Annotated in this window: 14 protein-coding genes; 9 read left to right on the forward strand and 5 right to left on the reverse strand. The window is 60.4% G+C overall.

The window, feature by feature from the left end; translation table 11 throughout:
• Positions 1–1,292: retention module-containing protein (locus K5E40_RS29060; RefSeq protein WP_221733680.1), on the reverse strand; the 1,292-nt coding region annotated here is incomplete at its 3' end.
• Positions 1,293–1,825: 533 nt separating this feature from the next.
• Here K5E40_RS29060 and K5E40_RS29065 point away from each other — a divergent pair.
• The 3 genes from K5E40_RS29065 to K5E40_RS29075 are packed head-to-tail and all read left to right on the forward strand — an operon-like array spanning position 1,826 to position 6,749.
• Complete coding sequence (locus K5E40_RS29065; protein ID WP_221733681.1) at positions 1,826–3,184, forward strand: TolC family outer membrane protein; 1,359 nt, start codon at positions 1,826–1,828, stop codon at positions 3,182–3,184.
• Between the two features lie 33 nt (positions 3,185–3,217).
• Complete coding sequence (locus K5E40_RS29070; RefSeq protein ID WP_221733682.1) at positions 3,218–5,377, forward strand: type I secretion system permease/ATPase; 2,160 nt, start codon at positions 3,218–3,220, stop codon at positions 5,375–5,377.
• 10 nt (positions 5,378–5,387) lie between these two features.
• On the forward strand, positions 5,388–6,749 hold the full coding sequence (locus K5E40_RS29075; RefSeq protein ID WP_221733683.1) for an HlyD family type I secretion periplasmic adaptor subunit: 1,362 nt from the start codon (positions 5,388–5,390) through the stop codon (positions 6,747–6,749).
• Between the two features lie 122 nt (positions 6,750–6,871).
• Here the strand turns inward: K5E40_RS29075 and K5E40_RS29080 are convergent, their stop codons facing one another.
• Positions 6,872–7,468 carry a tRNA-uridine aminocarboxypropyltransferase gene (locus K5E40_RS29080; RefSeq protein WP_221733684.1) on the reverse strand — a complete coding sequence of 199 codons (597 nt, stop codon included), beginning with the start codon at positions 7,466–7,468 and terminating at the stop codon, positions 6,872–6,874.
• 18 nt (positions 7,469–7,486) lie between these two features.
• Positions 7,487–8,380, reverse strand: coding sequence for a LysR family transcriptional regulator (locus K5E40_RS29085; protein WP_090282283.1), 894 nt, complete (start codon positions 8,378–8,380; stop codon positions 7,487–7,489).
• Positions 8,381–8,694: 314 nt separating this feature from the next.
• On the opposite strand from K5E40_RS29085, the gene speB reads away from it, so the two are divergent.
• From speB to K5E40_RS29115, 6 genes are all read left to right on the forward strand, one after another.
• Positions 8,695–9,645, forward strand: coding sequence for an agmatinase (gene speB, locus K5E40_RS29090; protein WP_221733685.1), 951 nt, complete (start codon positions 8,695–8,697; stop codon positions 9,643–9,645).
• Positions 9,646–9,655: 10 nt separating this feature from the next.
• Positions 9,656–10,078, forward strand: coding sequence for a nuclear transport factor 2 family protein (locus K5E40_RS29095; RefSeq protein WP_221733686.1), 423 nt, complete (start codon positions 9,656–9,658; stop codon positions 10,076–10,078).
• Between the two features lie 54 nt (positions 10,079–10,132).
• Positions 10,133–11,644, forward strand: a complete 1,512-nt coding sequence (locus K5E40_RS29100; protein WP_221733687.1) for a cytosine permease — start codon at positions 10,133–10,135, stop codon at positions 11,642–11,644.
• A gap of 158 nt (positions 11,645–11,802) precedes the next feature.
• Positions 11,803–13,182: a sodium:solute symporter gene (locus tag K5E40_RS29105; protein ID WP_221733688.1), complete on the forward strand. Its 1,380-nt coding sequence runs from the start codon at positions 11,803–11,805 to the stop codon at positions 13,180–13,182.
• Positions 13,183–13,267: 85 nt separating this feature from the next.
• Positions 13,268–13,993 carry an MBL fold metallo-hydrolase gene (locus K5E40_RS29110; RefSeq protein ID WP_221733689.1) on the forward strand — a complete coding sequence of 242 codons (726 nt, stop codon included), beginning with the start codon at positions 13,268–13,270 and terminating at the stop codon, positions 13,991–13,993.
• A gap of 43 nt (positions 13,994–14,036) precedes the next feature.
• Positions 14,037–14,285 carry an acyl carrier protein gene (locus K5E40_RS29115; protein WP_221733690.1) on the forward strand — a complete coding sequence of 83 codons (249 nt, stop codon included), beginning with the start codon at positions 14,037–14,039 and terminating at the stop codon, positions 14,283–14,285.
• An 89-nt stretch (positions 14,286–14,374) separates the two neighbouring features.
• Here K5E40_RS29115 and K5E40_RS35200 read toward each other — a convergent pair whose 3' ends face one another.
• Together K5E40_RS35200 and K5E40_RS29120 are read right to left on the reverse strand one after the other, a co-directional pair.
• Complete coding sequence (locus tag K5E40_RS35200; RefSeq protein WP_007914492.1) at positions 14,375–14,503, reverse strand: PA1414 family protein; 129 nt, start codon at positions 14,501–14,503, stop codon at positions 14,375–14,377.
• A gap of 142 nt (positions 14,504–14,645) precedes the next feature.
• The gene (locus K5E40_RS29120) at positions 14,646–14,837 is read right to left on the reverse strand and encodes a hypothetical protein (RefSeq protein WP_409339154.1); all 192 of its coding nucleotides are present in this window, start codon (positions 14,835–14,837) and stop codon (positions 14,646–14,648) included.
• Position 14,838: the final 1 nt, after the last annotated feature.

A 14,838-nucleotide genomic window follows, 5' to 3' on the forward strand; every position in this document is an offset into this window, starting at 1 on the left:
TTGTTGTGGATCTGCAAAACCAGATTCGCAGTGCTGGTGTCACCGTCCGAATCGGTGATGGTGTAGGCGAAGGTTTCGGTGCCGTTGCCGCCGCCGTGCAAGGCTTTGAAGTCGGCGTCGCTGGTGTTCAGCGTGTAGGTGTAGGTGCCGTTGGCGTTCAATACCAACGTGCCGTAGGTGCCGGTGAATGTACCGGCCGTCACCGGCCCGGTGGGTACACGGTCGGCGCCTTGCACGTCGTTGCTCAGGACGTTGCCGGTCAGCGTGAGCAAGGTTTCCGAGGCGGTCGACGCGTTGCTGTCATCGAACGCTTTGGGCACGTCGTCGATGATGTTGATGTCCAGCGTACCGGTCGCGGTATCGCCATTGCTGTCGCCAGCGATCACGGTGAACTGTTCGCTGAGACTATTGGCGCCGCCACCCGTCGCGTGGGTGTCGTTGCCATTGAGGGTGTAGCTGTAACTGACCACGCCGGTCGCCGCGTTGTAACCGGTGATAGTCAGGGTGTTGCCCAGTTGCGTGGTGATCGACTGCGGGAAACCGACGGCCACCCCACCGCTGATCACGTTGATGCCGCCGATGTTCAGACTGTTCAAACCATCCGGTGCCGTTACCGTGAAGCTTCCGTTTTGGGTCAGCGCGCCAGCGTTGGCCGCCGAGCCGTCTGGCAGATTGGCTTCGTTGAGGGTCAGTTCGCCCCCGGGCACGGCGAGGCCGGTGAGGGTCACAAGGTTGTTGACGGGCGGCACGACAGGCGCGGGCGTGCCATCGCCGTTATCGATCACAGCGTTTTGGCGTACTTCGGGAAATTCGGGAATGCCATCGAACCCGGCAGTGGGGAAACCGATGATCGGATCAACCCGCCCGCCGACTTCCGTCAGCAAGACAAAACTGTGCCCGCCGCCCACTGCACCACCGGTATCGCCCGGGGCGTTGGGGCCAGCGGCGGTGGCTTCAGCGGTTTTGGTCGGGTCGTCACCCGCGGCGATGGCTTTCTGGATCTGCTCGACGTCGGTCAGTTGCGCTTCGCTCGGGGTCACAGCCTCCGGCGCGTTCACATGGGCGGCCTGATCGGCGAGCAATTGGCCGGTCATGGTCAGGCTGCTGTCGCGGCCCAGGGTCAAGTCCTGGCCATTTTGCAGATGAACGGCGACGGCGCCTTCGGCCCCGGTGATCAGTTGATCGCCAGCAAACAAGCGGTCGCCCTCGACCAAGGCACGACGAGTGCCGTCAGTACCTTGCGCGAAAACCTGACCAATGACTTTAGTGACGATACCAATGAGCGTTGCCATGTGAATTCCTCCGCTGCCGACCACCGTCGGCACTGGTTCGCGAAGCAGCCCATGGCTCAATCGGGTTGCCGGGGCGACGCTCGCACCCTCGACAGTTCGTTTGGCCGGTGACGCCTCAAGCGGAAACTTCAGTGCTATCAAGCACTTGCAAACCCCGATTGAAGCAGCACACCGACTAACGCTACGTAACGGTGGTGAATCACCAAGGTGACAAAAATCTGTCGCCCATCAACCGCTACGCGTCCCTCCCCTTCAGCAGTACTTCGCCGTATGTCGCAAAGTGAATGGAACTTTCCTCAAGCCTTTTCGCGCTCCCTAAAGCACATAAAACAAAGGCTTTCGACCTGAACAATGTGCCGGTTTTTACAAAGCGCATAAGTTTTTTTCGGCATAAGCCTTATGAAAATTTTTTCTTAGCTACGCTTCAGGATGTTCTTAGCTCTGTTGTTACAAGAGTGAAACGCCTATAGCTAAAAATACCGCCAAATTTTTGGCGACAGTAAGACACCATCAGGAATCAGGGAGATGCACCCATGCGCGTTCTAACCCCCCTCTGCAGCGCGGTTTTGCTGGCCATGGCTTGCACTTCTCAAGCTCAGGCCATGAACCTCACCGAGGCGATCCAAAGTACCATCGCCACCCACCCGGAACTGGCTTCACGCGTGGATGCACGCCTGGCTGCGGATGAACAAATCAAAGTCGCCAAGGGCGGTTTCTACCCGTCCGTCGATTTGAACGCCTCCTACGGGCGCGGCTACAGCGACAACACCAATACCCGGGCGCTGGGTAACCACCACACGTCGATCCTCAACTACACGCAGTCCGAATTGCGGCTGCGGCAGATGCTCTTCGACGGTTTCAACACCGCCAACGAGGTTGAACGCACCAAAGGCGTGTCCAACTCGCGCGCTTACTACGCGCAGGGCACCGCTCAGGATCTGGCTCTGCGCACCATCGAGGTTTACCTCGAAGTGCTCAAGCGCCGCGAACTGGTGACCCTGGCCCGCAACAACCTGCAGGCGCACTTGCGTGTAAACGACCAGATTGGCCTGCGCACCGAGCGCGGCGTCGGTAGCACCGCCGACTCCGACCAGTCGGGTGCCCGTAAGGCACTGGCGCAAAACAACCTCGATACCGCTGAGGTCGATCTGGCCGACGCCGAATCGAATTTCTACAGCGTGGTCGGGCGCATGCCCGATGAGCTGGAAGCGCCGGCATCGACCCGCGGCGAGTTGCCCACCACCCTGCCGGAAGCCCAGCAGAGCATGGTCGAGAACAACCCGTATCTGAAATCCGCACAGGCCGATGTGCAGTCGGCCGAGAGCCAGTACGAAGTGGCCAAATCGCCGTTCTACCCTCGCTTCGACGCGGAAGCGGCAGTGGGCGCGAACAACAACGTGCAGGGTGACCAGGGCCACGACAACGAATGGCGCGTGGGCGTGGTGATGAACTACAACCTGTTCCGCGGCGGCAGCGACAAGGCACGACTGGCCTCCGATGCACACCAGATCAATCAGGCCATGGACATCCGCAACAACGCCCTGCGCCAGCTCAACGAGAACATTCACCTGGCCTGGAATGCCATGGTCAACGCCAAGAAACAAACCCCGACCGCCCGCGAATACGCCGAAACCACCAAACGCGTGCGCGCCGCGTATCAGGACCAGTTCGGCCTCGGCCAACGCACCCTGCTCGACTTGCTCGACAGTGAAAACGAGCTTTACAACGCCAACCGCCGCTACACCGAAATCCGTTACACCGAGGAATACTCTATGTACCGCGTGCTGGCGAACATGGGTCAGTTGCTGAGCAAACAACGGGTGGTGCTGCCTGCCGACGCGATCGCTGCGACCGAGGTGAAAAACGAAGCGCGCTTGCCTGAACTGAAATAAGCCCAATGAAGCGGTAACAGGGGAACGATCAATATGACCAGCATGGAACCCGGCCATTCCGGGGTCGATCCGCGGCTGAGCTTCGATGATCCGTTACTCGACGGTCTGTTGATCCTCTGCAAACTCCATGGCGCGACGGTCAGTCGCGCCAGCCTGAGTGCCGGTCTGCCGCTGAACAAACAACGCCTGAGCCTGGATCTGCTGCCCCGCGCCGCCGCCCGGGCCGGGTTACAGGCACGGTTGTTGCGGCGAGACCTGAACGACATTTCGCCGCTGAACCTGCCGCTTCTGTTGCTGCTCAACGACGGTCGCACCGCCGTGTTGCGGCGTTTCGGCGACGACGGCAAAGCGCTGATTTTGCCCAGTGAAGCCGATGGCGGCGAGCAATGGGTCAGCCGCGAAGAGCTCAGCGAACACTACAGTGGCCAGGCCTTGTTCGCCCGGCCTCGGCATGAACTCGAAGACCTGCGCTCACCGCTGGTGCCACGGGTGCATGCGTGGTTTCGCGACACCCTGAAGCTGTCGAAATGGTTGTACAGCGATGCAATTCTCGCCAGTTTCCTGATCAACCTTTTAGGCCTGATGGTGCCGCTGTTCGTCATGCAGACCTACGACCGCGTGGTGCCCAATCAGGCCACCTCGACCCTGTGGGTGTTGTCGATCGGTCTGCTGATCGGCACCGGTTTCGAACTGGTATTACGGGTGGTGCGCGCGCACCTGCTCGATACCGCCGGCAAGAAAACCGATGTGATCCTTTCCGCGACTTTATTCGAGCGCATCACCGGCATGTCGATGAAGGCTCGGCCGGCGACCATCGGCGGTTTTGCCCAGAGCATTCATGACTTCCAGGGCCTGCGCGAATTTCTTACGGCGGTGACCCTGACCAGCCTGATCGATCTGCCCTTCGTGGTGTTGATGCTGGTGGTCATCGGCCTGCTGGGTGGTTGGCTGGTGATGATCCCGCTGCTGGCCTTCCCCATCACCATCGTCTTCGCGATGGTCATTCAGGTGCGTCTGCGCGACACGGTGCAAAAAAGCCTGAGCCTGGGCGCTGAGCGTCAAGCGCTGCTGATCGAAACCCTCGGCGGCCTGGAAACCCTCAAGGCTTGCAGCGCCGAAAGCGAGCGCCAGCACAAATGGGAAAGCACACACGGCGCCCTCACCCGCCTCGACAGCCATGCGCGCAACCTCTCGGCGCTGGCGACCAACGGCACGCTGTTCATTCAGCAGTTCTCGGGGATGGCGACGATTGTCGCCGGGGTCTACAGCATCATCGCCGGCAACCTCAGTGTCGGGGCGCTGGTGGCAACCTACATGCTCGGCAGCCGCGTACTCGCACCGCTGGGGCAGATTGCCGGGCTGATCACTCGCTACCAGCAAGCGCAACTGACCATGAAAAGCACCGACGCGCTGATGTCGCTGCCACAGGAGCGCGACGGCAAACAGCGACCGCTGGAGCGTACGCAACTGCAAGGCGCACTGGACGTCAGCGGTGTGACGTTTCACTACAACGGCCAGAATGCGCCGGCCCTGAGCAACGTCACTTTCAGCCTGAAGCCCGGAGAACGGGTCGGCATCATTGGCCGTAGCGGCTCAGGCAAAAGCACCCTGGCGCGGCTGGTGATGGGGTTCTACGAACCGGAGGAAGGCCAGTTGCTGCTCGACGGCCTTGACCTGCGGCAACTGGATGTCGCCGACCTGCGCCAGCAGATCGGTTACGTCGCCCATGACCTGCCGCTGCTGGCGGGCAGCCTGCGCGACAACCTGACCCTCGGCGCGCGCTACGTCAGCGATTCACGGATGCTTGAAGTGGCCGAACTGACCGGTGTCACCGAACTCGCCCGTCAGCATCCGCAGGGTTTTGACCGCCCGGTGGGCGAGCGCGGGCAGTTGCTGTCCGGCGGTCAACGCCAGGCCGTATTACTCGCTCGGGCATTGCTGCTCGACCCGCCCATCATGCTGCTCGACGAACCGACCAGCGCCATGGACAACAGCAGTGAGGACCTTCTGCGTCAGAAACTGCACAACTGGGTACAAGGCAAAACCCTGCTGCTGGTCACCCACCGCACCTCGATGCTGAGCCTGGTGGACCGGCTGCTGGTACTGGACAACGGCCGGATCGTCGCCGACGGTCCGAAAGAAGCGGTCATCGATGCACTGCGCAAGGGCCGTGTCGGCTCGGCGGCGGTCTAGGAGTTGCCCCATGTCTGCTTCTTCAGATAGCAAATCACGCGGCTACTTCGACAGTTTCGGCAAAAGTGCCGAAGCCGATTTCATGCCGGAAACCGCCGGCGCCTCGTTGCAGGATTCGCCGCGCTGGTCGCGGATTACCGTGTGGCTGGCAGCGGGGTTGCTGATCAGCGCGCTGGTCTGGGCCAAGTTTGCGGTGCTTGAAGAAGTGACCATGGGCGAAGGCAAGGCGATTCCGTCGAGCAAGGTTCAGGTGATTCAGAACCTTGAGGGCGGCATCGTCACCGAGATTTTCGTCCGCGAAGGCCAGATGGTGAACAAGGGCGACACCCTGTTGCGTCTGGATGACACGCGATTTTTATCGAACAAGGGCGAAAGCGAAGTCGACCGTTATGCATTGACCGCACAGGTCGAACGGTTGGCCGCGGAATCGGAAGGTCGGCCCTTCAAACTCTCCGAAGAGGTCATCGCCAAGGCCCCGCAAGTGGCCGAAGACGAGCGCTCGCTGTACGAACAACGCCAGCGCCGACTGGCCAGCGAACAGCGCACCTTGAGCGAACAGTTGCGGCAGAAAACTCAGGAACTGGCGGAGTTCCGCTCCAAGCAAGGCCAATTCAGTTCAAGCCTGTCATTACTGCAACAAGAGATGAACATGTCCGAGCCACTGGTCAAGGCCGGCGCGGTATCGCCCGTGGAGATTCTGCGGCTCAAGCGTAGTGCGGTGGAAATCCGTGGTTCGCTGAATGCGACGACGCTGGCGATTCCCCGTGCGGAATCGGCGATTGCCGAGATCCGCAGCAAGATCGACGAATCGGAGCAGACCTTCCGCTCGGAAGCCGCCAAAGAGCTGAATGAAAAACGCACCGACCTGTCGAAAATCACTGCAACCAGCATCGCCATCGACGACCGCGTCAGCCGCACCACCGTGACCTCACCGGTACACGGGGTGATCAAGCAATTGAAGGTCAACACCATCGGCGGCGTGGTCCAACCGGGCAGCGACATGTTGGAAATCGTGCCACTGGAAGACAACCTGCTGATCGAGGCCAAGGTGCGTCCGCAAGACGTCGCGTTCCTCCATCCGGGTCAGAAAGCCATGGTCAAGTTCAGCGCTTATGACTACACGATCTACGGTGGGCTCAGTGCGAAACTGGAGTTGATCGGCGCCGATACCATCACTGATGACAAGGGCAACAGCTTCTATCTGATTCAGGTGCGTACCGATAAAAACCATTTGGGCGGGGATGTGAAACCCCTGCTGATCATCCCGGGGATGGTGGCGACGGTGGACATCATTACCGGGGAGAAAAGTGTGCTGGATTACCTGCTCAAACCAGTGCTCAAGGCCCGAACCGAGGCGATGCGCGAACGCTAGTCATTTTTGAGATTTGCGGTGATTGTTCTAACGCTTTCGCGAGCAAGCCCGCTCCCACATTTTGGAATGCGTTCCCCCTGTGGGAGCGGGCTTGCTCGCGAAGAGGCCGGCATTATCAACACCTATCTTTCGCCATGGTTCTTCTGAAAGGTCTCCTCCCCCATCGCCGCTATCTGCCCCTCGATCAACGCTTCAAACGGCTTGAGCAACGGTTCGAAAGAGGCCGGCGCCTCCAGCGTGTGCAATGCCTGCACAATCGCCTCAACCGTCGACAAGGCTCCCGGCCCTGGGGCCTTGCGCAACCGATAGCGCGACACCCCGCCCTCTGCCAGCGTCACCCGTGGCAACGCCGCCAGCAGCGGATTGAGATGGAGCATTTTGCGTGCCTTGCGCCAGGTGCCGTCCGGCACCACCAGCAACAGCGGTTGATCGGACTCACCATAAGCCTGCATCGGCTGCGCATCTTCGGCGGGAAACAACAACCGCGCCCGATACCCCGGTTGATTCAACAGGGTCGGCAAATCCTCAAACACCTCACCCACGATCAGCTCGGCATTGGTCAAACCCAGCGCCGCCAGCCGTGCCGTGTTCAACGCATGATTGACCTCACTCGGATGCTGCAACAACAGCACCCGCGTGCGGCTGTCGAGACGCGGAATCAGCGCACACAGGCAATGGGTTTGTGGGCGCAGGCAGCGCGGGCACTGGGGTCTGGACATATTTCTTTTTCCTTCGAGCTATGCCTGATTGAGCTGGGCTTTGAGCAAATCGCGGAACGTCTGAATCAACGGCTCACGGCTACGGCCACGGCGCATGATCATCGAAAACGGCGCCTGATAACCGAAAGTCGCCGGCAGCAACACGCGTAAATCGCCCTTGTCGGCCCAGGCCTGAGCGTAGTGTTCCGGCAGATACCCGATATAGGCGCCGGACAGCACCAGAATCAGCTGTGCTTCCATACTTTCCACGGTGGCGGCGCTGTGTTTGAAGCCGTGACGTGCCAGTTCCGCCTGGCTCCAGTAGCCGCGACCGACCATGCGTTGCTGAGTGATGACTTGCTCGGGAATGCGCCGCTCGTTGAACAACGGGTGACGGCTGCTGCAATACAGCCAGTGCTGCTCGCGGTACAGCGGCATGTAGACCAGACCGCTCATGCGCGTCGAGAACGCGCCGATCGCCAGATCGAGGCGGTTGTCCTGCACGCCGAGTTGCAGTTCGTAAGGGCTCATCACCGACAGGTGCAAATGCACCGCCGGGTGTTCCTGGCTGTAGGCGCCGATGGCTTCGGCGAACGGCAGCGCTTTGTCGCTGACGGTGGAGTCGATCACCCCCAGGTTGAGCGTGCCGCGCAGCTCACCCTTGAGCGCGGCGGCGTACTGCTCGAAACCTTCAAGTTCGCCGAGCAGGCGCAGGGTTTCCTGATGGAACAGCTCACCCTTGCTGGTCAGGCTGAAGCCGCCACGGCCGCGATGACACAGCACCAGACCGAGCGCGGCTTCGAGCTGGCTCATGTAGGTGCTGATCGCCGAGGTCGACAGGTTGAGTTCCTGCTGCGCGTTGGCGAAACCCTGATGACGCACCACGCTGACGAAGATGCGCAACAGTTTCAGGTCGGGTAAAGCGTTGGCCATGTCTACTCCATGTTCCTGTCGAAACGCCTTAAATGTGGGAACGGGCTTGCTCGCGAAAGCGTCGGGCCAGCCAACATCCACGTTGCCTGACACACCGTATTCGCGAGCAAGCCCGCTCCCACTGAGGCGCCATCTTCCCCCGGTGAACGACAACGAGTCTATCTTCAGCCTCGCCGTTAGTTTAGAAAAATCTGAACTAAGTATTTGCCCGTAGCGATTCTTCCCCACCCCTGCATTTCGCAGAATCGGCCCACAGCGGTGCCCGCCTGCCGGCGCGCCGACATAAATAAAACAAAGACGATGAGGCCCTACCCGTGGACAAAATTCTTCACCAACCACTGGGCGGCAACGAAATGCCGCGCTTCGGCGGCATCGCCACCATGCTCCGACTCCCCCATGTACCGACCGCTGCCGGCCTGGACGTTGCCTTCGTTGGCGTGCCGCTGGACATCGGCACATCGCTGCGCCCCGGCACCCGCTTCGGGCCACGTGAAATCCGCACCGAATCGGTGATGATCCGCCCGTACAACATGGCCACTGGCGCCGCGCCGTTCGACTCGCTGTCGGTGGCCGACATCGGTGACGTGGCGATCAACACCTTCAACCTGCTCGACGCCGTGCGCATCATCGAAGAAGCCTACGACAACATCCTCGAGCACAACGTCATCCCGATGACCCTGGGTGGCGACCACACCATCACCCTGCCGATCCTGCGTGCCATCCACAAGAAACACGGCAAGGTCGGTCTGGTACACATCGACGCCCACGCTGACGTCAACGATCACATGTTCGGCGAGAAAATCGCCCACGGCACCACCTTCCGTCGCGCCGTCGAAGAAGGTCTTTTGGACTGCGATCGTGTCGTGCAGATTGGTTTGCGCGCTCAGGGTTACACCGCTGATGACTTCAACTGGAGCCGCGATCAGGGTTTCCGCGTGGTGCAGGCCGAAGATTGCTGGCACAAGTCGCTGGCGCCGCTGATGGCCGAAGTGCGTGAGAAAGTCGGCGGCGGTCCGGTGTACCTGAGCTTTGACATCGACGGCATCGATCCGGCCTGGGCGCCTGGCACCGGCACCCCGGAAATCGGCGGTCTGACGACCATTCAGGCGATTGAAATCGTTCGCGGCTGCCAAGACCTCGACCTGATCGGTTGCGATCTGGTAGAAGTCTCGCCCGCTTACGACACCACCGGTAACACCTCGCTGCTGGCCGCCAACCTGCTGTACGAAATGCTCTGCGTACTGCCTGGCGTGGTCCACCGCTGAGGGTTTGGCCATGAACGAACGTGATCAGGTTCTGAAAGCGGCCGCCGAGCTGGTGTGCGCCTTCGCCCGTAATGATCGCGAGGCTTACTTCGGCGCGTTCAGCGCTGATGCGAGTTTCGTGTTCTACACCCTCCAACAGCCGCTGCTGTCGCGCGACGCCTATCAGGCGTTGTGGGACAACTGGCGCGCCGAGGATGGCTTCGAGGTGCTCTCGTGCACGTCGAGCAACGCCTTCGTCAGCCTGCAAGGTGACGTGGCGATTTTCATCCATGACGTGGCCACCGAGCTGCGCATGCAAGGGGAGCAACACTTCAGCCAGGAGCGCGAGACGATTGTTTTCAAGAAACAAGCGTCAAGCCTAGAACAACAAGGCCTTTGGCTGGCCTGTCATGAACATTTATCCGCAATGCCGGAAGGGCTGCCATCCCCTTAGCCAAACAGGTGACGCTCACGCACGATGCGCGCGCCTTTATGATCGGAGCAGATCATGAATAACAACAACAACGACCAAAGCCTTACGCAAATTGAAACCCACGGGGTCGAACAGATCCCGGACAACGAACGCACCGCAGGCCCGACGGATTTGTTCCGGATGATCTTCGGCGGTTCCAATACCTTTGCCACCGCCGTGCTCGGCAGTTTCCCGGTGCTGTTCGGTCTGTCGTTTCAGGCCGGCGTCTGGGCGATTGTCGCGGGCGTGTTGCTCGGCTCGCTGATCCTCGCACCGATGGGCCTGTTCGGCCCGCTCAATGGCACCAACAATGCCGTGTCGTCCGGTGCGCATTTCGGCGTACACGGGCGGATCGTCGGCTCGTTCCTGTCGCTGCTGACCGCCATCGCCTTCTTCTCGCTCTCGGTGTGGAGTTCGGGGGATGCGCTGATTGGCGGTGCGAAACGCTTGATAGGCTTGCCGGAAACCGACCTGACCCTAGGCTTGGCCTACGGCCTGTTCGCGATCCTGGTACTGACCGTGTGCATCTATGGCTTCCGCTTTTTGCTGTGGGTGAACAAGATCGCGGTGTGGAGCGCCAGCCTGCTGTTTCTGCTGGGCGCCTTCGCTTTCGCCGCTCCTTTCGACGCGCAATACGCCGGCACGGTCAGCCTCGGTCAGCCCGGCTTCTGGGCCGCGTTCATCGGCGCCGCGCTGGTGGCCATGAGCAACCCGATTTCCTTCGGCGCGTTCCTCGGCGACTGGTCGCGCTACATCCCGCGTGACACCTCCAAGCAGCGGATCATGGCGGCGGTGGTGCTGTCGCAGATCGCTACGTTCATCCCGTTCCTGTTCGGCCTGGCCACCGCGACCATCGTCGCGATCAAAGCGCCGGACTACATCGCGGCGAACAACTATGTGGGCGGTCTGCTGGCAGTGTCGCCGAGTTGGTTCTTCCTGCCGGTGTGCCTGATTGCGGTGATCGGCGGCATGTCCACCGGCACCACGTCGCTGTATGGCACCGGGCTGGACATGTCCAGCGTGTTCCCAAGAGTGCTGTCACGCGTAAAAGCGACGTTGCTGATCGGCGTGCTGTCGATTGCCTTCATCTTCATCGGGCGCTTTGCGGCGAACCTGGTGCAGAGCGTGTCGACCTTCGCTGTGCTGATCATCACCTGCACCACCCCGTGGATGGTGATCATGATCATCGGCCTGCTGGTGCGTCGCGGCTTCTACTGCCCGGACGACCTGCAAGTGTTCACGCGCGGCGAGCAAGGCGGACGCTACTGGTTCACGCACGGCTGGAACTGGCGCGGTCTGGGCGCGTGGATCCCGAGCGCGGCGGTCGGCCTGTGCTTCGTCAACCTGCCGGGACAGTTCGTCGGCCCGCTGGGTGAAATGGCCGGCGGCATCGACATCAGCCTGCCGGTCACCCTCGGCCTGGCTTCGGTGGTGTACCTGACGCTACTGCGCCTGTTCCCCGAACCGCGCGAAGTGTTCGGCCCGCAGGATGCCCGAAGCCAGGGCGCAAACACGCCGGCTAAAGCGTCGTTGCGCCAGGCCGCCTGAAGAAACACATAACCCCTGCGGGAGCGGGCTTGCTCGCGAAAGCGATCTGTCAGTCACATCACTGTTGAATGTGCCGACGCCTTCGCGAGCAAGCCCGCTCCCACAAGGGCAAATCGATTCCAGCCTCACATAAAAAAGACAATCGGAGACACGCCATCATGGCTTTGGATTTAATCGTCGTACTCATCTACGCCGCCGCGATGCTGATTCTGGGCTATTACGGCATGCGCAAAGCCAAGACCCACGAAGACTATCTGGTCGCCGGTCGTAACCTGGGCCCAAGTCTGTACATGGGCACCATGGCCGCGACTGTACTGGGTGGCGCGTCCACCGTGGGTACCGTGCGTTTGGGTTATGTGCACGGTATTTCCGGGTTCTGGCTGTGCGCAGCACTGGGTTGCGGCATCGTTGCGCTGAACCTGTTCCTCGCCAAGCCACTGCTGAAACTGAAAGTGTTTACCGTCACCCAGGTGCTGGAAAAACGCTACAACCCGATGGCTCGTACCGCCAGCGCCACCATCATGCTGGCCTACGCCTTGATGATCGGCGTGACCTCGATCCTGGCGATTGGCACCGTGTTGCAAGTGCTGTTCGGCCTGCCGTTCTGGATGTCCGTGCTGCTGGGTGGCGGCATCGTCGTGATCTATTCGACCATCGGCGGTATGTGGTCGCTGACCCTGACCGACATCGTCCAGTTCGCGATCCAGACCGTCGGCCTGATGTTCCTGCTGCTGCCGATCTGCCTGTACCGGGTCGGTGGCTGGGATCAACTGGTGGCGCAATTGCCGGCCGCCAGCTTCAGCTTCACCAGCATCGGCTGGGACACGATCATTACCTACTTCATGATCTACTTCTTCGGCATCCTGATCGGTCAGGACATCTGGCAGCGCGTGTTCACCGCCAGAAGCGAGAAAGTCGCGAAGTACGCCGGCACTTCGGCCGGCATCTACTGCATCATCTACGGCCTGGTCTGCGCCCTGATCGGCATGGCTGCACACGTCCTGATCCCGGATCTGGATAACGTCAACAACGCCTTCGCCGCCATCGTCAAAGTCTCGCTGCCGGACGGCATCCGGGGTCTGGTGATCGCCGCAGCACTGGCTGCGATGATGTCCACCGCCAGCGCCGGTCTGCTCGCCGCGTCCACCACGCTGACAGAAGACCTGCTGCCGAAACTGCGCGGCGGCAAACAGTCCAACGTGGCCGTCAGCCGCCTGTTTACTCTGTTGACCGGCGTTGCGGTGCTGGGCATCGCGTTAGTGGTCAATGACGTCATCAGTGCCCTGACCCTGGCCTACAACCTTCTGGTCGGCGGCATGCTGATTCCATTGATGGGGGCGATTTTCTGGAAACGCGCGACCACCGCTGGCGCGATCAGTGCGATGACCTTGGGTTTCGCCACCTCATTGATCTTCATGTTCAAGGACGGGATGGACGCCAACTCGCCGATCTATTACAGCCTGGGTATCAGCCTGGTGAGTTTCGTGCTGGTCAGCCTGTTCTCGCGCCGCCCTGCGATGGTGGCGAGTGCGCTATAAGCTTTGATGTAACGACTTGATGCTTTCTTCAACGGGTGTGGCGTCGGTTGCCACACCCGTTTTTTTCGTTTTAAGGAATGTACTGATGAAGATTGTTTCTCGCGATCAGTGGTTCGAAGTGCAAACCCTGAGTGACAGCATCCGCCTGATTCACGAGCCGTACATCCGCCCGTTCTACCGCTGCAACCTGTGGCACGTTCAGGGCCGCGATAAGGATCTGTTGCTCGACAGCGGTTCAGGGCTGGTCAGCCTGCGCGAGCAACTGCCATGGCTGACCGAGCGGCCACTGGTGGCCGTGGCCAGCCATTGCCATTTCGACCACATCGCAGGCCATCACGAGTTTGCCGAGCGGCTGGTGCACCCTGCCGAGGCCGACATCCTTGCCGCGCCGGATGGTGAAAACGATTTGAGCCGTACCTTCGTCGGCGACGACATGTTCGAAGCACACCCGGATTGCCCGCTGTGCTACGCCGAATACCGCGTCAAAGCGGCACCGGCGACCGGGTTTGTCGAAGACGGGGATGTGCTGGATCTGGGCAACCGCACGTTGCAGGTGCTGCACACGCCGGGGCATTCGCCGGGCGGGATCAGCCTGTTTGAAGCCACGACACAAATACTGTTCAGCGGCGACATCATTTACGACGGGCCGCTGATCGAAGATGCCTACCATTCGAATCTGGACGATTACGCCACCAGTCTGCGACGTTTGCAGGCGTTGCCGATCCGTACCGTGCATGGTGGACACTTCGGCAGTTTTTCCGGTGAGCATTTGCGTTCGATGATTGACGAATGGTTGCGCCAACATCAGTGAGGCCTGCTGTAATCAAGCAGAACAACGACTAGAACTGCCTGCCATGAGAAGAGCTGCCGTGCGTGCTGCCGTGCATCGGTTCATCCGCCGACTGCTGGAAAACCGCGAATTCGATGACCACACCCGTCTGGTGCAATTGGGACTGGAGAAAGCGGATATCGAGGATCTGATTTTTCATCTGGAGGATGAATTCGGACTGACGGCATTCACCGCCGAAGAAGATCACCTGCTCAAAACTGCGAAGACCGCGAATGACTTGAGCCGGTTTTTACTGATGATCGCGCGGCACTGAATGCAAAAGATCGCAGCCTTCGGCAGGTCCCACACCGTTTTGTGTGGGAGCTACCGAAGGCTGCGATCTCTCGATCGATTAATGGGGCATTACCGCCGACGCTGCTGACGCCGACGCTGTTCGTCGTCTGTGCGAATCGGTACCGGTTGCAGAGGCGGTTCGATCAAGCCGAGGGCCACACCCAAATCATGCAGCCAATTCTGAATTTTCTCTTTCATCGTAATGCCCCCTTCAGGGTGGTGCCGAGCGACCGGAATTCTGAGGTCGCCTCGCACTGATAATAGTCCGAAGTCCTGCGCAATGCTCGGCCTAATCCGCAATGATCTGTTACTGAATAGAACAGAATCCATTGCCATCGGTTCAAGCCGTTTCGCGGGTTTCAGCCAGAGCCGCAGGATAGACGGCCTGCTGCACTTCAATCCATGCATTGAGATTGGCGCCCCCCCTGCCCTTGCGCCACATGAGCCATGTTGTCGCACCCTCGAACGCTTCGGCCAGCGGCTGGTTCCTCACCGCGCCGCCGGCCAACTCAGCGATGGCCTGGCGATGCAAT

Source organism: Pseudomonas baetica (genome assembly GCF_019733355.1).
GTDB lineage: Bacteria > Pseudomonadota > Gammaproteobacteria > Pseudomonadales > Pseudomonadaceae > Aquipseudomonas > Aquipseudomonas baetica_A.